Here is a 21,855-nt window from a genome sequence, read left to right as displayed (position 1 = left end):
ATGTCCGATAACCACGTCACAGGCCCGCCAGTCCTCGCGGATTCATCCGGGCACGGGGACGCGCTGGAGAACCTGATGCACGAAAACCGCCGGTTCTCCCCCAGCGATGAGTTCATTTCCGGCGCCGTCGCCGGGCCCGGGCTCCACGCGGAAGCAGAGAAGGACCGGCCCGGTTTCTGGGCCCGCCAGGCCCGGGAACTGCTGAGCTGGGACCGGGACTTTACCCAGGCCTTGGACTGGACCGACCCGCCGTTCGCGAAGTGGTTCGTGGACGGACAGATCAACGCCGCCTACAACGCACTGGACCGGCACGTCGAAAACGGTCTCGGGGACCGGGTGGCCATCTACTTTGAGGGCGAACCCGGCGATACCCGCACCTACACCTACGCCCGGCTGACCGAGGAAGTAAAAAAGGCGGCCAACGCCTTCGAATCCCTCGGGGTGACCAAGGGCGACAGGGTGGCGGTCTACCTGCCCATGATCCCCGAAGCGGTCATCACGATGCTGGCCTGCGCCCGGATCGGCGCCGTCCACTCCGTCGTCTTCGGCGGGTTCTCCGCCGATGCACTGCGCAACCGCATCGAGGACGCCCAAGCGAAGCTTGTAATCACCTCAGACGGCACCTACCGCCGCGGCAAGCCCAGCGCGCTGAAACCGGCCGTCGATGAGGCATTGAAGGCCGAAGGGCACACAGTGGGTCACGTCCTCGTCGTGCGGCGCAACAATGAACCGGTGGCATGGACCGAGGGCCGGGACCTCTGGTGGGAGGACACCGTGGACGCGGCCAGCGCTGAGCACATCCCCGTCGGGCACGACTCCGAGCAGCCCCTGTTCATCCTCTACACCTCCGGAACCACCGGCAAGCCCAAAGGCATCCTGCACACCACCGGCGGTTACCTGACCCAGACCGCCTACACGCACCAGAACGTCTTTGACCTAAAACCGGACACGGACGTGTACTGGTGCACCGCGGACATCGGCTGGGTGACCGGGCACTCCTACGTCACCTACGGTCCCCTGGTCAACGGCGCGAGCATACTCATCTACGAAGGCACCCCGGACTCCCCGCACCAGGGCCGCTGGTGGGAACTAGTGGAAAAATACAAGGTCTCCATCCTCTACACCGCCCCCACCGCGATCCGGACCTTCATGAAATGGGGCCGGGAGATCCCGGCCAAGTACGACCTGTCCTCGATCCGGGTCCTGGGTTCGGTCGGCGAACCGATCAACCCCGAAGCCTGGATGTGGTACCGCGAAGTCATCGGCTCCAACGCCGGGAAGCACGGCGAGCAGAAAGACAACCCGGCACCGATCGTCGATACCTGGTGGCAAACCGAAACCGGAGCCATCATGATCGCCCCCCTCCCCGGAGTGACCGCCACCAAACCCGGCTCCGCCCAGACCCCCCTGCCGGGCATCGTCGCGGACGTCGTCGATGAGAACGGCCAATCCGTCTCGAACGGCCACGGCGGTTACCTCGTCATCCGTGAACCGTGGCCCTCGATGCTCCGCGGTATCTGGGGTGACCCCGAACGGTTCAAGGAGACCTACTGGTCCCGTTTTCAGGACATGTATTTCGCCGGGGACGGTGCCAAAAAAGACGAAGACGGGGACATCTGGCTGCTCGGCCGCGTCGACGACGTCATGAACGTCTCCGGACACCGGCTCTCCACCACCGAGATCGAATCCGCCCTGGTCAGCCACCCCTCCGTAGCTGAAGCAGCCGTGGTCGGCGCCGCGGACGAAACCACCGGACAAGCCGTCGTCGCGTTCGTCATCCTCCGCGGGACCGCGGCCGAGGATCACGATATCGTGCGGACCCTGCGCGAGCATGTCGGCAAAGAAATCGGTCCCATCGCCAAACCCAAAACCATCCTCGTGGTCCCCGAGCTGCCCAAGACCCGCTCGGGCAAGATCATGCGCCGCCTGCTGCAGGACCTTGCCGAAGGCCGCGAAGCCGGAGATTCTTCCACCTTGGCCGACGCCGGCATCATGGGCACCATCACCGAGTCACTCAAAAAAGGAGTTCAACGATGAACAACGCACCCATTGCAGGACCGGGCTCTACCGGCCCCGGAGACCACCACCGGGTGCCGGCCACCCCCACCACAGCGGCACCGGCCGCCATCGCAGGGGCCACGGTTTTCGCTGACCCGGCCGCCCTGGGCCTGGCCGCGTTCGCGCTGACAACGTTCGTCCTCAGCACCGTCAACGCCGGCCTGTTACCGCCCACCGTGGAACCCGTGGTGCTCGGCCTGGCCCTGTTTTACGGCGGCATCGCCCAATTCGCCGCAGGCATCTGGGAATTCGCCAAGAACAACACCTTCGGCGCGACAGCCTTCTGCTCTTACGGCGCTTTCTGGATGGCGTTCTGGTTCCTCGCCCGCTTCACCGACCTCTCCGCGGCAGGGAAAGACGCCGGCAAAGGCGTCGGCGTGTTCCTCCTGGCCTGGGGAATCTTCACCCTCTACATGACAGTCGCCGCACGCCGGACAAACCGTGCCGTGTTCCTGGTCTTTATCGCCCTGACACCGACGTTCTTCGCCCTCGCCATCGGCGCCTACACCGCCACCGTGACCATCACCAGGATAGGCGGCTGGCTAGGACTCCTCACAGCCCTCCTCGCCTGGTACGCGTCCTTCGCCGTCGTCACCAACTCCACCCACCAACGCACCGTCCTGCCCGTCAACCCACGCTGACCGTTACCCCGGGCTGCTCACGGTAACTTTTGCGGGAAAGGCCGCCGTGCGTGGTGGCGAAAACGCGCCCAAGAGACAGGCGGCGACCAGGGAGACTGGGTCACCGCAACCGGTCACGAGCAACAGATGTTTTCTTTGAGCTGGTTCGGCAAAGGCTGTCTCGAGAAGCTCACGCCGACCCCAGAAGGGTCTGTTGCTCAGAAAATGAAAACTATCGTGGGGCAGCACCAGCGTGTTTGTCATGCACTGGACCGTCTCACCGCTTCACGAAATCCAGAGGAGAACCCCATGGCCGTACCATACCAAAATCCTGAAAACACCGCTGCGGGGGCCGGTTCCAATACAGCAGACCTTTACGACGATCGCGGCGATGAAGTGGCCTCCGTATCCGTGCAGTTTCAGTCCTTCGGCGGACGGTCGCACTTCAGCGGCCAGGTCAGGACCATCCGCTGCTTCCAGGACAACGCACTGGTGAAGGCGACGCTGGCCTCCCCCGGAAACGGACGCGTCCTGGTAGTGGACGGCGGCGGATCCCTGGGAACTGCATTGATGGGAGACATGATCGCCGAAAGTGCCGTGGCAAACGGCTGGGCCGGTGTCGTGATTCATGGCGCCATCCGTGACCGCCAGGCAATGGCCCGGCTGGACCTCGGCGTCAAGGCATTGGGGGCAACCCGCGCAAGAGCGCAAAGACGGGGGCCATGCTCGTGGCCCAGGTGCTCGGTTAGTTCCGCTTCCAGCGCCGTCTCCAGCACATTCCTCGTGAGCTGGTTCAGCAGCCCGCCAGGGCCCACCAGGCTCACGCCCTGCTCCTTGGCCTGCGCGAGCAACCGCTCCGCAAGCTCCTTCTGATCGATGATCTCTCCCGTCACAGGATCGATCATCACCCCTGTCATCTCGGTCGTAGACTCTGACACGGCCGTCTCCTTTCGGATCAGGCCGGACCCTCACACACCGTTTTTCTTACAGTCCCGAACAGCTAGCAGGCCACCCCTCATAATTTTGCGGTCGATTGCTCTCTCCCTGGATTTCCTAGACGAATAATCCACTCGTTGTTGAAAATCGTTGCATGTATCGTCTGTTTTCGGAAAGCCCGCCGATCCCCCATCGGCGGGCTTTTTCTCCCCCGAGCTGTTTGTCTGGCAGGGAAGGGCGGACGCCCGCATGGAAGTACCCGGGAGCTGAGGAAGGCTTTCGTGCGCGTGCGCACGTGAAAACCCGTTCGGCTAAGGACACTCTTTTAATCTGACCCTCAGGTTCATGACGGTCAAGAGGTTTCCGTTGTCAAGGTGCAACTCACGATGCATCCGAGCAAGTTGACCGGGCTAATGCCTCCCTGCGTGACCAACAAGTGAATCCTGACGAGAAGCGCATTGCCTTGCTCATTGATGCCGACAACGCACCAGCGTCGAAGATCGATCTCGTCCTTGCTGAAGTTGCACGTCACGGCGTGGCCAACGTGCGGCGAGCTTATGGGGACTGGAAGAGCCCCTACCTGCAGCAATGGCAAGCTGCTCTCCATCCGTACGCGATACGGCCCATGCAGCAATTCGCGTACAGCACTGGCAAGAATGCGGCTGACATGGCGATGGTGATTGATGCTATGGACCTGCTTACGACTAAAGGTGTATGGATTTGGAGAGAGAAAAACGCCGGAGCCGTTCGTTAACGCTTGCTCGCTGTTCACTTATGTCGAGGGACTGGGGCAACCCCACACGATCCCTGATAAGTCTTTAGACGGGCTTGGTGGAACGAAGGAGATGCGCGGCGACGCCAGACTTGTGCTTCTGGTACGCAACGCTGTCGAAGCTGCTAGTGGAGATGACGGCTGGGCGCACCTCACCGCAGTTGGAAATCAAATAGGTAACCAAGCATCGCTGGACCCGCGCAACTATGGCTATCAGAAGCTGAGTGACCTCATTGAGGGGTAGGGCTGTTCGAACTTAAGCGGGGGAATCAGCAAGTTCTCGTTCGGGATAAGCAAACCTTGAGATAGGGCACTTCCGGGTGGGGACCCATCCAACATCGGCTCGCTGCGATGGCTTGCGACCTGAATGCACAATCCTGTCCTGCTCGCACCATGGGTGCTTGGCAGCGGCATTGGTGCCTCAGCTCCTCGCGCGCCGGCCAGGGCAGTTCCTAGCGCAATTCTGCCTGGAAACTGTGGATAACCCAAGGAGTCCTTGATGCTGATCCGGCAGTCTGAAGCCAGCATCACAGTCGCAGGGCCAAAGCCGGGTTGGGAAGTCAACTCAGCGAGCCCGCTGGAAGAAGCAGGGAAAGCCATGGGTCAAGCACCAGCTCTGATCGAGTACTGGGCAGGAAGGACGGTCGCAGCCGGGCCCTCCGTCGATTTCCATCGTTTGGGACTTGCCGGCTGTATCGACGTGCTGACCGCTCCCCTTCGTCGAGGAGGAACCTACATCCGATGGGAGACTCCGCATCACGGCGTGGAGATTCCGGCAACGTCCGCAGCGCTCCTCTACCGTGCAGCACAGGTAACGCTCGAGAACGTATACGAACATGCCAAGGCCAGCCAGGTGACGATCCGCGTGGCGGCCGTCTACCACGGTATCCGGCTGGTCATTGCGGATAACGGGGTGGGCTTCGAATGTAATACCGCTGACAGCAGTCAACACGGGCCCAGCATGGGCCCGCTGCTTCTGGCCTTGCAGAAGCACGACGGGGTCATCACGATTGATTCCAGCCCGGGCAATACGAAGTTCGCCGTAACCCTTCCTCTGGATTAGCCTTGGCTTTTCCCGCGCTGTTTATGTCGGTGCCGGATCCTGATTTCTCCCGGCCGATCGGGGTTCTCATCCACCTTGTACTCGGGATAACGGGCCTAAGCTGGCCCTCGGGCTCAAGCCAGACCAACAACGGTCTCTGCCTATCCGCCCGAGCAGGGGCCGGGATCCGGTCTTTCAACTCTGGTCAGTAATTTCGCGGGCACGGGTCATCGCTTGGCGTGATGCTTCAGCGAGCCGATCCCGGCCGCCTGACTGGTAGAGGTCAGATGCCCATTCAAACTCTGCTGCAGCATCACGATATCTGCCCTCCTCAAAGAGCCGCCTGCCAATTTGGTGCCGCACGTGGGCTTCACGAGTTGGCGTGCCGGCCAGCCGCAGCGCTTCCTCGTGAAGTTTGGCAACCTTATGCCACCGGTACTGGCGCTGGTAGGCCTGGGCGAGGACGAGCAGGGGCCGGAACCTGTCACCCGCGCCAGCCAACAGGAGCCTTCCTGCAGCGACGGCTTCCTGTTCACGTCCGAGCAGCAAAAGGACCCACACTTTTTCAAGCTCGGGGCAGCCATCAAGACTGCTCTCCACCCGGGCCCAGTCAAGGAGGACATCACGCAGCGTGACTGGATCGGTATGCCAGATCTCCCCGTCCTTGCTCATCTTATCCACCCTATTTTTCCGTACGATGCGTGAGAGTAAAGCTCCTCGGCCTCCTGCCCGCCGGCTTGCGGCCTAACGTGCCGTGAGCGCCAGGGTTACGATCACCGCACATGCGACCGCCAGAACTCCAAGGAGAGTGTTGGCGAGCCACTTCGGTCGCTGCTTGGGCGGGTTTATATCAATGTATGGCATGCCTAGTCAGCAGCCTCGGGCGCGGAGAGCTTCCTGCCCCGGTGCTCCCGGTGAAGGGCCCACCTGAACAGGAGGTGTGCGCATAGCAGAGATAAGACCATTACGCCCAGCAGGACAGCAAGGCCGAGGGTGTACCGGGTGAGATCCAATGCGACTTCCCTTTTCAGTACCAAACCCGCCGAGCCTAGCTCAACTGACCGGTTCTACACAGTCAAGCCAGAAGGATGTATTAAGGGCTATCAGCGCGGCGGCCACCCTAAAACGGCTTATCCGTCGGATCATCCGGGATGTACGTCTACCGTGACTTACTGCCCTGGCCTCCCGGATAACGCCAGGTCCAAGCTTACAAAGGGGTATGCGGCGAGGGTTCGGCGGAAGGAACCAGCCACACCGAAAGTCCGCCCTGTCTGCACGATGCGCGTGATCCAGTTGCCGGCGACCGGGAACTGCGACTACTGAGCCTGGGCCTGGCCGGCATCCAACGATTCGTACTGGTTATAGGGCCTTCATATCCGACCATCGGCACCAACTACGAAGACAAGGGAATAGATCTCCTGCTGACGGCAGTGTCCAAGCAGCGCGTTTGCCGGATACCCTAGTTCAAGGTCGTACTGGGAGGGACCAATGGCACGCATTTCTACGGGCATGACCGTGCGCCCCGAGGCGGGCCGGCGCGACGGATTCCTAAGGGAATACGGCCTCCTACCCGAGGATCGGCTTGCGTACCCGGTCGGGACATCTCAGGAGCCCCTGCAGTGCCTGGTCGAGCTGGCCGCGAAGCTCTGCAGCGTCCCTTACGGAGTTGTGAATGTGGTGACCTCAGACCAGCAGCGCCAGATCGCGGCCGCGGGCCTGGACCCCGGCATCTGTGCCCGTGAAGATTCAATGTGCGCCAAAGTGTTCCTCTCCGGGAGCTCTACGGTGGTAGAGGATGCTTCAAAGGACCCTCGCTTCGCGTCCAACCCGTTCGTCACCGGCGACCTTGCCAGTGTGCGGTTTTACGCCTCCGTGCCCCTGGAGACTTCCTCCGGATTCGTGCTCGGATCCCTGTGCGTCTTCTCAGATGCTCCCGCTTCACCCTCTGCGGAACAGATCGGCATGCTGGAAATTCTGGCCCGCCAGGTGGTGGAACTGCTCGAACTTCAGCGCCGCACGCTGCAGCTGAACAAGGCCCTGGACGAGGTGCGCGGCAGCAATGCCAAGCTGGCGGACTTCGCCGGCCGAGTCAGCCACGACCTGCGGTCCCCCCTGACCGCTATCCTGGGCTACGCGGAGATGAGCGAGGATGATCCTGAGGTCGGCCCCGACCACCCTGCCACGAGGTATTTGCAGCTTGTAGACAGCGTGGCCCGCCGCATGCTAGCCATGCTCGAGGATGTTCTCAGCTATTCACGTGTTGGCGGGGGTCTACGTCCCCAACAGACCTCCCTACGGGAGACCGCTGCGGAAGTGGCCGCCGATCTGCGCATCAATTTCGGGCCTGGTGCAGTTCTGGACTGCGAGCACCTGCAGCTTTACGCGGACCCGGGGCAGCTGCGCACGCTGCTGCAGAACCTGCTGGTCAATGCCCTGAACTACCGGAGCCCGGAGCGGGAGCCTGCCATACGGATCAGCGGCATCTGCACTGACCAAGGGGCAACCGTATTCGTGGCCGACAACGGCAAAGGCATTGCTCCGGAGGACCGGCTACGGGCCCTGGACCCACTGGTCCGGCTGCACCGTGAAGGCGACGGCAAAGGGTCCGGCCTCGGCCTCGCCATTTGCCGGCGGATCGCACAAGCGCACGGCGGCGAGCTGAAGCTCACTGAGACGCCGGGCGGGGGAACCACCGCGGTAATCACTTTCCCTGGCGTCTGACGGCGTCTCCGGGGCAAGCCTGGCGTATTAAGCCGAACACAGTGTTGCCCCGGTGTGTCACGCTGGCATCGAAACCAGCGGGTCGGCCCTTGCTCTCTTGGGATCCACCCGGCATACACCGGACACTGCTCCAATACGAGCGTTCCGTGGTGCAGTCCCCGATCCCGTAGCGGCACTCTTTCTTTACCGACGCACTACTTCGTTTTGGTGGGACCAGGACCGTCCCGTGGGACTTCCCGGGCTGGCCGACAGACTCCGGAGCCGCGATCGGGTCACGTCGTGACCCACAGGCCGCGTGATGCTTACGACAACCTGAAGATCGTCCGAGTCCGCACCAACACGCAAGTAGGGACCGCCCGTGAGATGGTCCCTACTTGGAGATCTCAAGCGCCGAACTGATGCAGGTTGTTCTTGTAGGCAAGTTCCTTGGAGAACGAGTCCTTGACCCGGTCAAATAGCTTCTCCATAGCCCGATCAACCTGCTCAGGAGAGAGCGAGATGTCGTCACTGACCATGGAGCCTCCCCCGAGGTCGATGCGGATGTCGGTATCCGCACGACTCACCCGAGGGATCTTGCCGCGACGCTTCGGGGACTTGATTGTTGCCATTTCACCCTCCTTCGTTGAAAAGATTCTACGGGGCCTGCCTTTGCTTCAACAGACGCCGCCACACGCTCTGAAATCGATCTTTGACCGCGACACCCAACATTCGAAAGAAACGCCCGGCCCTGATCACGGCTTTCGCGGCTCCGCGTGGCGCGTTCGCCAGATAGACGACGAGGAGCATTAGTATCGCACCGGCAGAGATGGGAACACCAGTCCAAACCACATCCCTCGCCCACTTCTCCAGCGGAAAGGCCACGGCTACGCCGGCTGCAATGAGAACGGCCGTGCAGAAGATCAGAATCCATCTGAGGGGCTGGAGCAGCGTTGCAAGCGTCCTGTGCTCCGGCGCCCTTGCCATCCAAGACAGGAACAGGGCGGGGCCAATGAGAATAAGGGACACGGCTTGGGACGGAAGGGACTTCGTCGCCAAGACTTTCCAGCCCCAGAACTTCTCCCCTGCCACGAACAGCGCGAACACGGCCAGAGCCACGGCGGCGACGACTGTGAACGAGAGGATACCGGCCCCAGCGGGGGCGACCCTGACTCGGACAAAAGCACCCGATGTCGAGCGGAGAGGCGTGAACGCGACGTGGGCGCTTGCACGCGGCTCGTCAGGCGTGTCCACAAGTGGGTCCCTCACAGGCTCACCGGCGAACGTCTCGGTGACCTTGAGCTGTTTGACAATAAGGCCAGCGGGAGCTTCGAATTCCACGCTGGCTCCGGGCGAATCCCACGTCCGGCATCGTGAAGTCGATCACTCCGATCCGGTTCCAAGGCGACGGTGTAGGCAAGTCGCGGTCATAGGAGAACTTGAGGACCACTCGCTGGCCGACGAGATCAGAGTCCAGGACAGCGACCAGCAGGAAGTGGTCCAGGAAGCCTTTGGCGATCTCCCCGATGAGTTCCGAAACGTCCGCGGGGTAGCCCTTGGCCTGGGCCGCCGCCGCAATCCCAGCCTCCAGGCGTGTTCTTTCTTCAACGCTGCCGGTTCCGGGTTGGAACGCCACGACCTGCTGAAGGAGGGCGAATAGCTTCGCGTCGTGCCCCTCGGCCAGCCCGCCCGGGGTCGTGTCGAGCATGAAGAGGAGCATCTCGGCCGAGAGCCTGGAATTGTCATGAGCGCCGAGAATGGGCAATGGGTGACCGGATGGATCCTTGGCCGTGACCCTGCGTAAAGCGCCCTTCTCAACAAGCGCGAGGGGAACGAGGACTTGGACCTGCGCATCTGTCAGGGGAACCCGCAGGTCTGTCGGGACACTCACATCGAATGAGACGGAGCGGCGGGTAGTACCGCTCTGACCGAGGGTCAGCGAGTCGACGCGGCGGTGCACCCACTTGGCGGAGCCGAGTAACAACATTGCCAACGGACCACCGCGCGAGACGTCGTCCTTGATGATTGGCCAGTCGATCACGTTGGTCACCCATCAACAGTACTGACCCGTTCCGACACTTCCCGGCAGCACAGGTCCGTGTCGAAAAGGCGCGAGGACGGAAAGATACGGGCTGCGCCTGCCGACGGGACCAGGGGCTCGTTTCGGTCAAGTCCGACTGTAAAGCTGACTTGATCCCTGCCGAAGCACCGACGGTCAGGCCGTCGCAATCAGAGGAGGCGGAAAGCACAAAAGAACGCGCAATCTCATTTTTCGCCACGCCCCGCGCCTATGCTGCGTCAACGGTGTTGGATGTTGACGCTTCGCCGGGAGCATCAGCCCACACGAGCCAGCGGATGCAGCTCGGAGTCCGACTCAACATTCGGCTGGGTTTGCACCATCTTGAAGAATATGTCTGACTGTGCTGCGGTTAGATACTGGAAGCTCTGTGGGGGACGAAGCGTTGGCGTTGGCTCTGGCTTTACTTCCGGTTTCACCGGCTGCCGCTCATGACGTGCTTGAAGCGACCGAACCGGGTAACGGGGCTGCGGTAATGGCCGCGGATGATTCAGGCACTGACGGATTTCTCCATTCATCACGGACATGCGGCCGGCCGCGACGTAGCCTTCCGATAAGCTCTGTATGACAGTGCTACACGGGTCGTCATACACAAATATTTGGAGGGCGTTATGGCAGTTCTGAATATCCGAGTGGAGGATCGCGTCCGCGATCAGCTCAAGGAGATGGCGGACGACGAGGGCGTGACGCTCAGCGAGTTCGTCCGAGACCTGCTTATGGAGGCGGTCGTTCCCGTCTACGAGCGGGAGGTCAAGCACGGCGACGAGCCCGCCCCAGAAAGCATGCGGATCGTCGACAGGCAGGTGCTCTCCCTCCTGCACCGCATCCTCGCTCGGGTGCTACCGGAGGACGCCAATCACACCGACGGCGATCTCGAGTACCAGTTGATGCGGGCGAGCATCCTCGAGGCCGGCTTCACCGGCGAGTACTGGTACGAGGTGGCCGGCTTCAACACCGAGCTGTCGAAGCGCGACTGCGGGCGCGTATCCGACATCCTACAGATGTTCCGGGTAATCACCTTCAGCATCGACCAGCTCTCGAAGGACGGGACGCCCGTCGACGAGGAACTGGCCTACAAGCTCGAGTTCCACGGCTTCGACCACAACGATGCACTGGAGGGGCACATGGCTAGCTACGTGGACTTCCTAATGCGAGATGACCGCTGGACCGAGCTGAAGCCCCATCTGGAGCGCAACGACAACGGCAACTCGCACGCGCGAGTGCTCGACACGTATCTCCGAATGCTGGCCGAGTACCGCCGCATCATGGACAGCCGGGATCGTGGCCACGGCCGCCATTCCTACCTCCTAGCCCAGGAAGAGCTGGAGCGGATCGCGGCGGCCCGCATCCACCCGTCCAATCGCCGGAACTCGGAGAACTGACCGATGGAACGATCGCTCGTCGCGCTCCCCGAACAGACCTACCTCGCGAGGATCGGCGAGGTGGCATACACCGTCTCGTCGATCGAGTGGACGATCCTCGGCGATCTGCACCGCCTCGCTGATCGGCTGCCGGACGACCAGGCTGGAGTCCATGATGACCTCGGGGATCGCCGGCGCAGTCAGGGCCACCGCGAAGGCGGCCAATGATGGGCCGATCAAGGAGTATCTGACCGAGGTGTATAGGGCGCTCTACGTCGCCGCAGAGATCAGGAGCGACGTGCTGCACGCCCGCCCCGCCACGCACCCAGATGAGGGGCAGCGGCTCAACCGCTCGGAGACGCGGAACAGTCGAACCACTGGCACGCGCTTCTGGATCGACGATGAGTGGTTCGACTCCGCGATCTCGGCGCTAAACGAGAAGCTCTCCGCCGTATCTCGCGTCAGGCCACCATTCGTCCACGCCGCCGAGGAGAAGTGATGCCGTCAGATAGCGAGCAGCCCGTAGATTCTGACAGTCTGCGGAAGTTCGATCGGAACCTGATCGAGACAGGCCGCCCACTCGCCCACCGAGTAGTCGAGCCAGTCCCCTTCTGCTGGTTCTGCGACAACGTCGCTGGGACTCGGTCGAAGGAGCACATCTTCCCCCAGTGGCTTCTCAAGCATCACGGGGCCATGGATGAGCGAGTCCACCCCATCCGCATCAGCATGCCTCTGGGCGGCGTCGTCGCGTCTGAGCGCGGAGAGCGTCCGCTGCGCGCCCATTTCAACGGCGAGGTCTGCGCCGGGTGCAACAACGGCTGGATGTCGTCGCTGGAGGTGAGCGCCATGCCGATCCTGACTCAGAGACCGCGCCGCGGGCGCATCACCGACGCCGAAGCCACGGTCCTTGCGCGGTGGTTCGCGAAGACGGCAGTCAACCTGAACGTGTCCCAACCCTTCAGACTTCTCGTCGACGGGCCTTCCCGGCACGCGCTGGCAACCAGCATCCCGGACCGATTCGCGGTGCACATGTTCCGCGTCCGCAAGCAGAACGGCGTCTTCGACTGGGTTCAGAAGTCACCGGATGCGGCGTCTTGTCCGCAGGCCCAGCTTGATGGAATGCGACGGCTCATGGAACTCACTTTGGTGACGCACATCCGCATCGCGGATCTCGTCGCGGTCGTCATCCACGCCCCGGAGCCGCTGCAGCCAACGGACGTGATCCCCGACCGGACCGCCCGGATTTACCCATTGCCCGACCGTCTGCCAACTTGGGAAGAGCTACCCTTCCACGACGACTACCTGGGACCATTCACCCATATTGACGTGATCTGAGATCCGCCGCAGCGGGAGGAGGGCCGAGTTACTCGTCCTGAGTGAGGCCTTCGAACGGGACATCCAACTCCCGGACTTCGCCTGCTCCATGAGAGTGGGTATGAGTACAACACGCATGACCTTCAGCTATACCCCTACCGAATCGGCTAGCGCCAACGTCCTCGCGTGCAATTGTGTCCGGAGTGGTGTCTTCATCCTCATCGCCCTCTTGTTCGACCCCTTCATTCCGGTCTACGCCGCACGGGGATCCTGGATTCCGTTCGATACTGCGGGATTCGTCCTGTTCTGGGTCGCTGGCGTCAAGCTACGCGCTTCGAAGCCCGCTCCGACAAACCCCTAGCTGAGGTTGTTTGAAACTGCCTGCAGGTGCAGCATCTTGGATCCAGTCCAGCAGGAGGATGGGGCATCACTTACTCTTCCATCCCCCTGCTCAGGACGGTTAGCATACGCTTTATGGGTCTCTTAGATGGCGCGGTGACCGGCATGATGGGCCGCTTGGCGGCGGCTGGGTACACCGAAGCGGAAGCGTTCTACCTCGCACAGGCCGCGTATATCAAAGAAGACAAGCGACATCGGGCTGTTCCGCCAACTCAATTGACCCGGAAGGACACCAGCTGGGAGATCAATCAATCCCTCAGCCGTATGGGCGCATACCCGATGGGTACCGCAGCACACCGGGAGCGGACCCGACTCTGGAAAAGATCTTCGGTTTCGGGTCCTGGCACGAGCCGATTGATCGGGCCGAAGTCTATGACAGCATGGAGCTGCTCAGGCTACGCCTGGCATCCGGTAGCAAAGTCTTTAATGTGATTTGCTTCGGTTCATCAGAAAAGCCGGACCGGCAGCAGGTCAAGGAAGCAAAGAAGAACGCGCTGGCCGTCCTCAGGAAACGAGTACTTGACGCTCGATATGCCTTCGACCTCGAACAGGTCGGATTGACCGTTCACCGGGTCGGGGATCCAACAGTGGCTGCGGCGTTGGCGAAATTCAGCATAGACATGCGGGAACTCCAGCCCTACCCGGTCGGTCGTCCCTTCGCGCTGGCGTGGCTGGTCGCTTTCCGCGGCTGAGGTATTGCGACATCTGTTGACTGCCCCGACAATCCTCCCTTCTCCGAATACACGGATGAGTGAGTGGTGGTGACGTGAGCCTGAGCGGGTCCATCCTTAGCTCTGCGTCGACGGCAACGACGTCGACCTCGCCATGACCGACCAAATAAGGGGGATGTCATGACTCCCTATCTCGATCTGACCAAGGCGAAGGCTGAGGCAGCCTTCCAGGAGTATCTGGAGGAGCGCGGGCCGGCACTGGGACGCCTGCGAGGAGCCCTGGAAGCCGACGGCGAGGAGACCAGGACGCCCTCCTGCATGGCTCCACGCATACACGGTTAAGGACATACCCCCGGGGGAGTGCAAACCTAAGCGTGCATGCTCCCTGACCAGCGGTTATGTCCCAAAACGGGCATCCCGTCGAGGGGACCCAGGCTTACTTCTCGTCCCGTCGCTGTCCCCGAACCTGAACGCCGCATCTCGACAGCCCTTCAGGACTTCGAGATTGTGCCGCTCGACCTCGGGGTCGTAGTCGAATGCCACCCGCAGCCGCGACATCTGTTCGAGCACCCCCTCATCGTTCAGCTGAGCCAGCCACCTGGCGATCTGCGGTTCGCTCGGGGAGCCATCTATCATGCTGATCATCTCGGCTAGATCACCACGCGCCGATGGTGCAACCAAGTCCTTTTTGTGGCGTTCCCCGGCCGATGTCGTCGACCCCGTCGACATCGCCTGGCGCTCGTCCTCATGTCCGACGGAGATCTCGTAGCGCGTCGGAAGCCCAGGCTCGGGTGGCTCGGTCCCTGTGATCAGGCGCGGAACGGCTTGCGTGCGTACCCAGTGGGCGATCTCCTCCAGCTCCTTGATTAGCACCGGCCACCGGTCAGTACCCGGCCGATTGATCCCGACTGTCGGGAACAGGGTGACGGGGACCTTCGTGCCGATGGGTGTCTGGGCGATGACCTCGCCGACACGCAGCGGTTCCTCGGGCCGAGGCGCAAGATCACGGATTGAACGGGGCATCCGGTCGTCCTCGTACATGGCAGCCAGGCGGACGGCGGTGATCGCCGGCATCCTGTGCTTCGCATGGTTGGTGTGCAGCACAAGCCGGGCAAGAGGATGGGACTGCGGCTCCATCCGACGGTGGAACGGCTGCAGGGCCTCCAGCCGTCGGGCGAGCTCTCCCCGCCCTCGCAGCGACGGAGGCCCCTTGCGGGCCCGCTTTTTCTTCCAGTCCTCAAATTTCTCCCAGGTGTCCGAGGCAGGCACTTCGACCAGTTTGGCCGCCTTCGCGTCGAGGGGCGCACCGTCCAGGAACTCGGCCTCTGCGAAAAGGGTGTGTTCGAGCGCAGCCCGAAGCGTCACGAGCACGTCGGCTACGAGGAGCGGCACTTTCCGTGGGATCGGAGCCACGCGCCCAACGACTGTGCAGCTGAACGCGGCGGTCGTGGGCACTTCCACCAGCCCGAAGATGCCCTCGGGCTGCGTCTGGTAGGCGAACAGCAGTGCGGAAATCTGTCCGATCAGCTCCCCTGCATGTGCCAGTGTGGCGGCAACGCCGAGGTGGCGGTCCGGGAGCCAGTCATGCCTCACGTCGGTCTGCGCTCAGGTCTCGTCGAACGGCAGGCGGACGACCTCATCGCCCGGGTCTTCCGGACCTGCCGGCGGAGCCGCGCTGGGGTGGTCCTGGTACAGCGCGTCGGAGGCGCTCTGGTCGTAGGCGTCGGAGAGGCCTGCGCCCTTGGCCCCGAGGACCTGCTCCCAGTTGAATCCCATACACACGATATTATTGGCCGTTATCGAACTCGAGAAGGATCGCCTCGACGCGCGCGGTGAGTTCGTCGGCGCGCTTGAGGATCTGCTCTTCCTCCTCATGTGACATCTGCCGCCGGGGGCTGGCCTGCATCGCAGCCGCAGCAGGCCCCGGCCCGGGCGCGGGGTCCGGACCGTCGAGCAGCAGTGCCGCGGCACTGATGACCGCCGACAGCGAGGATGGGTGCATGGAGCGGTAGGCATCGATCCATGCCCAGCGGTCCACGGCTGGCAGCATACCGATGGAGAAGTGCCAGTCCGGATTGGGGTCCGGCCGCAGGTGCCGGTGCGCGGGGCCGTCTTCGTCGCGGCGGTTCCCCAGGGCCCGGACGGAGCCGTGCGACCACCCGCTGTTGGTGCCGATCACATCGAGCCATGACCAGGTGGCGCATGCCGGACAGGCTCTCGGGTCCTCGGCGATGCCAATCCACTGGTGCAGCTCGCGCATCCTGTCCGGCCGCAGCCCAAGCGCCCCCGCCCTGTCCAGTCCGAGGCCTCCATGGGAGCGCGGTGCCAGCAGCACCGCCGCGAACAGCATCCGCCGCAGCCGCAGCCGGAAGACCCAGTGGGTGTCCGGGTGCTGGATGATCGCTGTTGCGCGCCGGATCAACCGCTGCAGGGAATCCGGGTCGTCCCGGTGCCCGCGCGGCCAGGCCGGGGCGACGGGATCTGTGGGGGGAGCCAGCCGCCGGCGCAGCGCCGCGAGCACAGCCTGGGACGGCTGCGCCTGCTGCGAGAAACACGATAGCGATACCTCGTCGATCTTATGGGTGGGCACGCCCGTAACCGAGCACCAGTCGGTCCAGAGGTCGGGAAGCGCCGTCGTCATCCTCACGATTCTCCTACCGCGGCTTGGTTCGACACGAGCGTCGCCTCAGGCGAGGGTCAGGCCTGCTATCCGCGACCGCTCTTGTCCGCGTAACTCTCGATGGGCCATCCGTCGATGCTCAGTCGTCAAGTCCGAAAGCAGCAGTGACGTGCTCGATTGTGAACTGGCTTCGCAACTTTGTAGCCGTATTCGGGTTGGAGAAAAGACCGGCTTTCCACACGGCCTGCGCTTGCGGAACGGCCCGTATCCAGTCGACCGGAACAACCCATTCAGCATTGTCGTCGCTCTCATCGCCCTCGTGGCGATAATTCCCGGAGAGGTCGAGTTCACGCAGCTGTCGCTCGGCCCCGTCGACGAGAAGCGTGCTTTTGTGGTACCGCTGGGCTTCGCCGGCGACGGTGCCAATTCCTACATATCCAACCTTTGGAATGTAGGCGAAGACTCTGGCACCAATCGGCACAGTCCTGAGCGTCCGGGAATATACCTTGCCGCCGCGGCCCGAGACGAAACCGTACTTCATGCCGTCGACCCATTGCCGGCCTGTTGGCTCTTCACCAAATGAGACGTACCAGTCAGACCCGTTCCACGGCTCACGTGTCTTGTTCTTCCGCGAGACCGCGGAAATGGACGACTTGGCTTGTTCGCTCTGATCGACCAGCCAGCTGCGGGCAAGGTACGAAGATCCGTTGTCCTGAAAATGCCTGAAGAAGACGACGTTGATGGGAACTTCGAAGTCTTCATTGAGGAACCGCACGATGCGCTCGGTAGCGTTGTCAACGCTGGCGGCAACGATTGTAAATTCTTGTGCAGTGTTGACCTCTTCAGGAAGAGTGTCGCCGAAACGATCGGCAAACGCTTCTTCTAGAGCAAGGCCTGGACGGTAGGTGGCGAAGATATGGTCGATATCGCTTCGGCCAAGGGTTGCTGCCCAGGAGCCGTAATCGAGGGTTTGAGCGGCAACATCGCGTGGAGTTTTGTCGCGTTTGAGTTCGATTACGTGCAGCGACGCCGTTTCGTCCAGGGCGAGCAGATCTACGAATCCCCCGTGCGCGGTCGGAACCTGCCGGCCAATGACGAGAAGCGGCTCGCCAAGCACTGACGGGTCAGACTCGATGTAGCCCTCCAACTGGGATTCCAATCCGATTGATGTCGGCACTATCCGGCTGAGTTGGCCGCCCTCTGCCCGCCACAAGCCCATCTCAACAGCCGTTCATCATTCCCATCCTGCCTGTTGTCGTTCGACGAGTTTCTTGAGCTGAGCGTCGTAGACATAGTCGGTGATCTCGCCGGACATGATCATTGCGACGGCTTTGTTGATGGTTTCCAGCGGCACCACGAACCACTCCGATGGGTCGTAGTCGCGTCCCTTCCGGTCGACCTGAGTCAGGTCCAGACGCACCTCGGCGAACACCCGGTGCAAGAGGTGCTCCAGCCACGACGCACGCACATTGTAGAGCCGGTAGTCCGCCAGCACCTTCACGGGTGCCATCAGGTAAGTTGGCGAATTCGTCGCGTTTTTGATGCGGGTTTCGACCTTGGTGGTGGAGAAGCCGATCTTGTGAAGGTCCTTCATTCCCGCGATTTGGGCGTCGTCGCTGAGCGACTGCAGCACGTAGATGTGACCGCTCTCTACGTCCGCATCGAGGACCTCGCCCGCATCGTGCCCCGTCCGTGCCAGGACCTGGCCCTGTGCTTCGTACATGCGGGTCATGAGGCTCTGTTTGTACATCGCCGATTCAGTGCCGTTTTCGAAGACTAGGCGGAGCCGCTGCTTCTGCCTGGGCTTGCCGCCGACAATCAGGTCCACGTCTTCACCGACCTCAGCGACAAAGCACATAACGCCACTGAGAACGAAGAACGCACCCTCACGGATAAGATCCATGCCGGTGAAAGGCACCAGACTATATGTGCCTTCGGCCAGCTCGGCGTGCTTCGCTTTGAACAAAGGTTCGAACAGGTCGAAGTCCTCGGCCTTTACCCGCTGAGCGACCGAGTCCGGAGACTCGGGCCGTTTGATCACGGGAAGATCCGATACGTCGAGGATGCCACTGTCGTCGCCGAGCAGATCGTCCAGGTCATCGCTGTCAAGAAGCTCGTCCAATGACTCTGGCGCTGCCTCTACAGCCAGGAGTTCGAACTCCGTGTCGAGGTGTTTGAGCGCTGCGATCTTTTCGTCGTTGGCCAGGATGCCCTCCAGGCGGGCCCCAAGCTTCCGCTCGGCGATCTCCCTCGTCGCCGAGCTCGGCAGACGCTCGTGTGTCCGGCGGAACTCCACGATCTCTAGGAAAGCCCGCTCAAGGCGGTCAGACGAGGTTACCTTCTTGGCTTTCTCAGGCACGTTGAGCAGGCCATCGAGGTCGTTGTCGATGAGGTCTTGCAGGGAAGCCGGCGCTTCCTCGAAAATTTCGTCGTTATCGATCATTCGTCCGTTGCCATTTCAGTCGCACGCTTTTGGGCTTCAAGTTTCTGCTTGGCCCGCTGGAGCCAGAGCAGCGCGTCTGCGTATCGTTTCTCAGTCGGTTCCTCGGCACGGGAGTCTGGCCGTCGATTGTTGACCTTGATCCAGTTCTTGATCCGGGGAACAAGAGCCAGAGCCTCTTCCTCAGTGAACTCGACGCGGGTAGCCGTGATCTGGTCCTGGATGATCCGCAGTACAGAGGGAGTCACCGACTTGGACATGACCTCGAAGGCGCGCTGGAAGGGGTTCACCGAGTCGATGAGGTTGATGGAGAGTTCATCGATGTTGACGAACTTCTCTGCCATCTTGATGAAGCGTTTGTCTCCGACTTCGCGGACCTCACCGTTCTTGACCACTGAGTCCACGACGACCTGCTGCCGCACCTCCTCAACCTGCGAGTCGCTGAGGTCCGGGTACTTTTCCCGGATGATCTTCGGGATCAGGAGCTTGTTGGCGGTCTCAGCGTCGATTGAGCCGGCAGCTGCGCGAGCGAAGGTATCGTCTTGCAAGATCGTAGCTTTCAGGTCGTTCAGGTCCGTCTCGACGATCTGCCTGACACGCTCCGTCGAGGGCTCCTTGAAGCCCTTGATCTTCAGCTGACCGGGGATCTTCGAGTCGTCACCATCGAACTTCTTAGTTTTGAAGGTGAAATTCTGTGCGAGTACCTGCTCCATAAGCAACGATGCCGTAATGGCCTTCAGCATGTTGTTCACCGAGACCTTCACTTCACCCTGAGTGGCGTCGGGCTCAGCAATCAGGTTCGTGAACTGGGCATGCTCCTTGCCGGGGCTGTCGCGGGTAACGCGGCCGATGATCTGGATGACCTCGGTCAGCGAGGCACGGTACCCGACGGTCAGGGCGTGCTCGGCAAAAGGCCAGTCGAAGCCTTCCTTCGCCATGCCCAGGGCGATGATGATGTCCACAGCGTCGCGCTCTTTCGAGGCGACATGGGAGAGATAGTGGAGCGTGTCAGCACGTTTTTTCTGGTCAGTGTCATCCACGAGGTCGGCGACGCGAAGAATTTCACCGGTATCTTTGTGGCGAATGCTGATGATTCCGGTATCGGGGTCAGTGGCTTCGACATGGCCGATCGCATCGATGATGAACCCGACTTCTTCGATCTTGTCCTTGGTGGACTCCCCCGAGTTGACGTTCGGAATATGAACGATGGTCTTCTTGTCCAGGTGCAGGACTTCACCGATAGCGTCCGTATAGCGGCCCTGGTAGAAGTGATGCCCGATGCCGAGCGAGTGCAGGTGCTCATAACCGTTGAGCTGGTCGTAGTAGTTGAACGTGACCGGCGTGAACTGTGCCTCGTCTTCAGCGGACAGAACCGGCACTGAGTCTCCGCGGAAGTACGAGCCGGTCATTGCCACGATGTGCACGTCCGAGCCGTTCATGACTTCACGCAGGAGCGCGCCGAGGCGGTTGGCTTCAGTGTCTGCAGAGACATGGTGGAACTCATCGATCGCCAGCACGGTGCCGTTGAGCGCTTCCGGTGCGAGCTTCTCAAAGGCGAACCGCAGCGTCGCATGCGTGCAGACCAGCGTGGCGTCAGGACCTCTGAGAAAGTCGATGAATGCGTCGACCTTGCCCTGCGAGGAACCGGCGTCGCAGAGGTTGTGCTCGGCTTTGATGTCCCAGTCGGCGAAGAATCCGTGTGACGTGAGCTTGGTCGAAGAGAAGGATGCACCGATCGACCGTTCAGGCACGGCGACGATGACTTTCTTCCGGCCCTGGTTGTAGAGCTTGTCCAGCGCCACGAACATCAGCGCACGCGATTTGCCTGAGGCCGGCGGAGCCTTGACCAGCAGGTGCTGGGCATCTCTCTTGGCGAAGACGCGCTGCTGCATCTCGCGCATGCCCAGGGCGTCGGTGTTGACCGACGCCTTCGTACGGGCATAGGTCACATCGACGATGTTTATCGGCTTGTTCACTTCTTCTTGCTCCCCTTGGCAGATTCTGCAGCTGTCATTTCCTCATACAAAGCAAAGAGGTCCGACAATCTTTGTTCGTCTGTCTCGTAATTACGCTTGGAGTAGATCGAGTCCACCAACGAATCAATCTTTTCATGGGCCGCTCGGAGGTCCGCAGGCATCAGATCTGGGTCGTACAGTTCCGCTAGTGTCTTTTCGCAGTGATATTCGCGTACGTCGAGTACCCGTAGCGCCGCCACGGTGAGTTGATCCTTTATCGAATCGGACAGCGGAGGGACTGGGAAGTTGTTGTAGACGAGCGTGCTCGAGTAGCGGTAGTCGGTTTTCATCTGACCTGCGACCGCACGGGTCCACGCCATTTGCATCGCGGACGTCAGCAGTGCGAACACCCACGGTTTCGCGTCATATGCGGCAAAAGCGAGATCAGAGATAACTGTGTCCGGATCCATGTAGCCAATCGGAATGTACTCGCGCCTTGCCGACGAAACCTTGGGGACGATGATAGATTCCACGTCCCGGTGCGCCCAGAAATAGAAGCGGTTTGGCGTGGCGGCCATCGCCTTCGTGGATTTTTCAGTGCTCTTTTCTCGGTGCGCCCGGACGCCATCGAGCCGTCGTGCGATAGCAAAGACTTTCGAGACCTCCTCCACGGCGCTATCAGGGATCACAAGGCACCATCTTGTTTTTCTTTTGATGAACTCGTCGGAACCGCTAAAGCCACGAATGAAGGTCGCAAGTTGTGGGGCAACTTCAAGCAGATCATCTTTTTCTGCATCAGGGACTGCTGAAGGTTTGATTGACACTTTGCCTGTGAGGATTTGATCCTTGCGGGTGGAAGGATGTTCCTCATGCCCAAAGCCTTTCCCGAAGAG

At 61.5% G+C, this 21,855-nt stretch carries 24 protein-coding genes and 2 pseudogenes; 14 read left to right on the top strand and 12 right to left on the bottom strand.

The window, feature by feature from the left end:
* From acs to rraA, 3 genes and pseudogenes are all read left to right on the top strand, one after another.
* Positions 1-2,037 (top strand): acetate--CoA ligase, encoded by a 2,037-nt coding sequence (acs, locus tag J2X98_RS20610; protein WP_307311981.1) that lies wholly within the window; start codon positions 1-3, stop codon positions 2,035-2,037.
* Positions 2,034-2,699, top strand: coding sequence for an acetate uptake transporter (locus J2X98_RS20605; RefSeq protein WP_307311980.1), 666 nt, complete (start codon positions 2,034-2,036; stop codon positions 2,697-2,699). Before acs ends, J2X98_RS20605 begins: the two co-directional genes overlap by 4 nt.
* Before the next feature lie 288 nt (positions 2,700-2,987).
* Positions 2,988-3,400: pseudogene (gene rraA, locus J2X98_RS20600) on the top strand (ribonuclease E activity regulator RraA); the annotation flags it as partial.
* Here the strand turns inward: rraA and J2X98_RS22345 are convergent.
* A pseudogene (locus J2X98_RS22345) lies at positions 3,398-3,583 on the bottom strand (IS256 family transposase); the annotation flags it as partial. The pseudogenes rraA and J2X98_RS22345 overlap by 3 nt on opposite strands.
* Positions 3,584-4,050: 467 nt before the next feature.
* Here J2X98_RS22345 and J2X98_RS20590 point away from each other — a divergent pair.
* The 3 genes from J2X98_RS20590 to J2X98_RS20585 all read left to right on the top strand — a co-directional run bounded on the left by J2X98_RS20590 (position 4,051) and on the right by J2X98_RS20585 (position 5,449).
* A complete protein-coding gene (locus tag J2X98_RS20590; protein ID WP_307311978.1) occupies positions 4,051-4,368 on the top strand; it encodes an NYN domain-containing protein in 318 nt (105 codons plus the stop codon).
* A complete protein-coding gene (locus J2X98_RS22285) occupies positions 4,298-4,630 on the top strand; it encodes an OST-HTH/LOTUS domain-containing protein (RefSeq protein ID WP_373460941.1) in 333 nt (110 codons plus the stop codon). Before J2X98_RS20590 ends, J2X98_RS22285 begins: the two co-directional genes overlap by 71 nt.
* Before the next feature lie 255 nt (positions 4,631-4,885).
* Positions 4,886-5,449: a sensor histidine kinase gene (locus J2X98_RS20585; RefSeq protein WP_307311976.1), complete on the top strand. Its 564-nt coding sequence runs from the start codon at positions 4,886-4,888 to the stop codon at positions 5,447-5,449.
* A 174-nt stretch (positions 5,450-5,623) separates the two neighbouring features.
* On the opposite strand, the gene J2X98_RS20580 is transcribed toward J2X98_RS20585, so the two are convergent.
* On the bottom strand, positions 5,624-6,100 hold the full coding sequence (locus J2X98_RS20580) for a hypothetical protein (RefSeq protein WP_307311974.1): 477 nt from the start codon (positions 6,098-6,100) through the stop codon (positions 5,624-5,626).
* Between the two features lie 816 nt (positions 6,101-6,916).
* On the opposite strand from J2X98_RS20580, the gene J2X98_RS20575 reads away from it, so the two are divergent.
* On the top strand, positions 6,917-8,149 hold the full coding sequence (locus J2X98_RS20575) for a GAF domain-containing sensor histidine kinase (RefSeq protein WP_307311973.1): 1,233 nt from the start codon (positions 6,917-6,919) through the stop codon (positions 8,147-8,149).
* A gap of 383 nt (positions 8,150-8,532) precedes the next feature.
* Here the strand turns inward: J2X98_RS20575 and J2X98_RS20570 are convergent, their stop codons facing one another.
* Genes J2X98_RS20570 through J2X98_RS20560 form a run of 3 tightly spaced genes read right to left on the bottom strand, consistent with a single transcriptional unit; the run spans position 8,533 to position 10,175 of the window.
* Positions 8,533-8,757, bottom strand: coding sequence for a hypothetical protein (locus J2X98_RS20570; RefSeq protein ID WP_277798601.1), 225 nt, complete (start codon positions 8,755-8,757; stop codon positions 8,533-8,535).
* Between the two features lie 25 nt (positions 8,758-8,782).
* Entirely contained in the window at positions 8,783-9,466 is a 684-nt protein-coding gene (locus J2X98_RS20565; RefSeq protein ID WP_307311971.1) for a hypothetical protein, read from the bottom strand.
* Positions 9,399-10,175 (bottom strand): hypothetical protein, encoded by a 777-nt coding sequence (locus J2X98_RS20560; RefSeq protein WP_307311970.1) that lies wholly within the window; start codon positions 10,173-10,175, stop codon positions 9,399-9,401. The genes J2X98_RS20565 and J2X98_RS20560 overlap by 68 nt, the downstream gene beginning before the upstream one ends.
* Before the next feature lie 638 nt (positions 10,176-10,813).
* On the opposite strand from J2X98_RS20560, the gene J2X98_RS20555 reads away from it, so the two are divergent.
* From J2X98_RS20555 to J2X98_RS20525, 7 genes are all read left to right on the top strand, one after another.
* A complete protein-coding gene (locus J2X98_RS20555; protein WP_307311969.1) occupies positions 10,814-11,584 on the top strand; it encodes a YfbU family protein in 771 nt (256 codons plus the stop codon).
* A gap of 3 nt (positions 11,585-11,587) precedes the next feature.
* Positions 11,588-11,791 (top strand): hypothetical protein, encoded by a 204-nt coding sequence (locus J2X98_RS20550; protein WP_307311968.1) that lies wholly within the window; start codon positions 11,588-11,590, stop codon positions 11,789-11,791.
* Positions 11,736-12,062 carry a hypothetical protein gene (locus J2X98_RS20545; protein WP_307311965.1) on the top strand — a complete coding sequence of 109 codons (327 nt, stop codon included), beginning with the start codon at positions 11,736-11,738 and terminating at the stop codon, positions 12,060-12,062. Before J2X98_RS20550 ends, J2X98_RS20545 begins: the two co-directional genes overlap by 56 nt.
* 194 nt (positions 12,063-12,256) lie before the next feature.
* The gene (locus tag J2X98_RS20540; protein WP_307311963.1) at positions 12,257-12,898 is read left to right on the top strand and encodes a hypothetical protein; all 642 of its coding nucleotides are present in this window, start codon (positions 12,257-12,259) and stop codon (positions 12,896-12,898) included.
* A 100-nt stretch (positions 12,899-12,998) separates the two neighbouring features.
* Complete coding sequence (locus tag J2X98_RS20535) at positions 12,999-13,238, top strand: hypothetical protein (protein ID WP_307311961.1); 240 nt, start codon at positions 12,999-13,001, stop codon at positions 13,236-13,238.
* A 418-nt stretch (positions 13,239-13,656) separates the two neighbouring features.
* Positions 13,657-13,968 carry a hypothetical protein gene (locus J2X98_RS20530; protein ID WP_307311959.1) on the top strand — a complete coding sequence of 104 codons (312 nt, stop codon included), beginning with the start codon at positions 13,657-13,659 and terminating at the stop codon, positions 13,966-13,968.
* Positions 13,969-14,127: 159 nt separating this feature from the next.
* On the top strand, positions 14,128-14,289 hold the full coding sequence (locus tag J2X98_RS20525; protein ID WP_307311957.1) for a hypothetical protein: 162 nt from the start codon (positions 14,128-14,130) through the stop codon (positions 14,287-14,289).
* Between the two features lie 54 nt (positions 14,290-14,343).
* Here the strand turns inward: J2X98_RS20525 and J2X98_RS20520 are convergent, their stop codons facing one another.
* The 7 genes from J2X98_RS20520 to J2X98_RS20490 form a co-directional block, all read right to left on the bottom strand.
* Positions 14,344-15,540: a hypothetical protein gene (locus J2X98_RS20520; protein ID WP_307311955.1), complete on the bottom strand. Its 1,197-nt coding sequence runs from the start codon at positions 15,538-15,540 to the stop codon at positions 14,344-14,346.
* A 12-nt stretch (positions 15,541-15,552) separates the two neighbouring features.
* Positions 15,553-15,723 carry a hypothetical protein gene (locus J2X98_RS20515; protein WP_307311954.1) on the bottom strand — a complete coding sequence of 57 codons (171 nt, stop codon included), beginning with the start codon at positions 15,721-15,723 and terminating at the stop codon, positions 15,553-15,555.
* Positions 15,724-15,733: 10 nt separating this feature from the next.
* Complete coding sequence (locus J2X98_RS20510) at positions 15,734-16,594, bottom strand: hypothetical protein (RefSeq protein ID WP_307311952.1); 861 nt, start codon at positions 16,592-16,594, stop codon at positions 15,734-15,736.
* A gap of 112 nt (positions 16,595-16,706) precedes the next feature.
* On the bottom strand, positions 16,707-17,714 hold the full coding sequence (locus tag J2X98_RS20505) for a hypothetical protein (RefSeq protein ID WP_307311950.1): 1,008 nt from the start codon (positions 17,712-17,714) through the stop codon (positions 16,707-16,709).
* 87 nt (positions 17,715-17,801) lie between these two features.
* The gene (locus tag J2X98_RS20500; RefSeq protein ID WP_307311948.1) at positions 17,802-19,010 is read right to left on the bottom strand and encodes a GIY-YIG nuclease family protein; all 1,209 of its coding nucleotides are present in this window, start codon (positions 19,008-19,010) and stop codon (positions 17,802-17,804) included.
* The gene (locus tag J2X98_RS20495; protein WP_307311946.1) at positions 19,007-20,983 is read right to left on the bottom strand and encodes a DEAD/DEAH box helicase; all 1,977 of its coding nucleotides are present in this window, start codon (positions 20,981-20,983) and stop codon (positions 19,007-19,009) included. Before J2X98_RS20495 ends, J2X98_RS20500 begins: the two co-directional genes overlap by 4 nt.
* On the bottom strand, positions 20,980-21,855 hold an 876-nt coding region (locus tag J2X98_RS20490; protein ID WP_373460939.1), incomplete at its 5' end, for a type IIL restriction-modification enzyme MmeI. The genes J2X98_RS20490 and J2X98_RS20495, both read right to left, overlap by 4 nt.

This window comes from Pseudarthrobacter enclensis (assembly GCF_030811655.1).
GTDB lineage: Bacteria > Actinomycetota > Actinomycetes > Actinomycetales > Micrococcaceae > Arthrobacter > Arthrobacter enclensis_A.
Note: the sequence above shows the minus strand (reverse complement) of the source record. Positions and strands in the feature narration are given on the sequence as shown.

Bases quoted from the DNA above. Each gene is read 5' to 3' on its own strand.
- J2X98_RS20535 (WP_307311961.1), top strand. From the start codon at position 12,999: ATGAGTACAACACGCATGACCTTCAGCTATACCCCTACCGAATCGGCT.
- J2X98_RS20580 (WP_307311974.1), bottom strand. From the start codon at position 6,100: ATGAGCAAGGACGGGGAGATCTGGCATACCGATCCAGTCACGCTGCGT.
- J2X98_RS20605 (WP_307311980.1), top strand. From the start codon at position 2,034: ATGAACAACGCACCCATTGCAGGACCGGGCTCTACCGGCCCCGGAGAC.
- J2X98_RS20545 (WP_307311965.1), top strand. From the start codon at position 11,736: ATGATGACCTCGGGGATCGCCGGCGCAGTCAGGGCCACCGCGAAGGCG.
- J2X98_RS20555 (WP_307311969.1), top strand. From the start codon at position 10,814: ATGGCAGTTCTGAATATCCGAGTGGAGGATCGCGTCCGCGATCAGCTC.
- J2X98_RS22285 (WP_373460941.1), top strand. From the start codon at position 4,298: ATGCTATGGACCTGCTTACGACTAAAGGTGTATGGATTTGGAGAGAGA.
- J2X98_RS20570 (WP_277798601.1), bottom strand. From the start codon at position 8,757: ATGGCAACAATCAAGTCCCCGAAGCGTCGCGGCAAGATCCCTCGGGTG.
- J2X98_RS20515 (WP_307311954.1), bottom strand. From the start codon at position 15,723: ATGGGATTCAACTGGGAGCAGGTCCTCGGGGCCAAGGGCGCAGGCCTC.
- J2X98_RS20550 (WP_307311968.1), top strand. From the start codon at position 11,588: ATGGAACGATCGCTCGTCGCGCTCCCCGAACAGACCTACCTCGCGAGG.
- J2X98_RS20525 (WP_307311957.1), top strand. From the start codon at position 14,128: ATGACTCCCTATCTCGATCTGACCAAGGCGAAGGCTGAGGCAGCCTTC.
- J2X98_RS20540 (WP_307311963.1), top strand. From the start codon at position 12,257: ATGGATGAGCGAGTCCACCCCATCCGCATCAGCATGCCTCTGGGCGGC.
- acs (WP_307311981.1), top strand. From the start codon at position 1: ATGTCCGATAACCACGTCACAGGCCCGCCAGTCCTCGCGGATTCATCC.
- J2X98_RS20530 (WP_307311959.1), top strand. From the start codon at position 13,657: ATGGAGCTGCTCAGGCTACGCCTGGCATCCGGTAGCAAAGTCTTTAAT.
- J2X98_RS20575 (WP_307311973.1), top strand. From the start codon at position 6,917: ATGGCACGCATTTCTACGGGCATGACCGTGCGCCCCGAGGCGGGCCGG.
- J2X98_RS20500 (WP_307311948.1), bottom strand. From the start codon at position 19,010: ATGATCGATAACGACGAAATTTTCGAGGAAGCGCCGGCTTCCCTGCAA.
- J2X98_RS20585 (WP_307311976.1), top strand. From the start codon at position 4,886: ATGCTGATCCGGCAGTCTGAAGCCAGCATCACAGTCGCAGGGCCAAAG.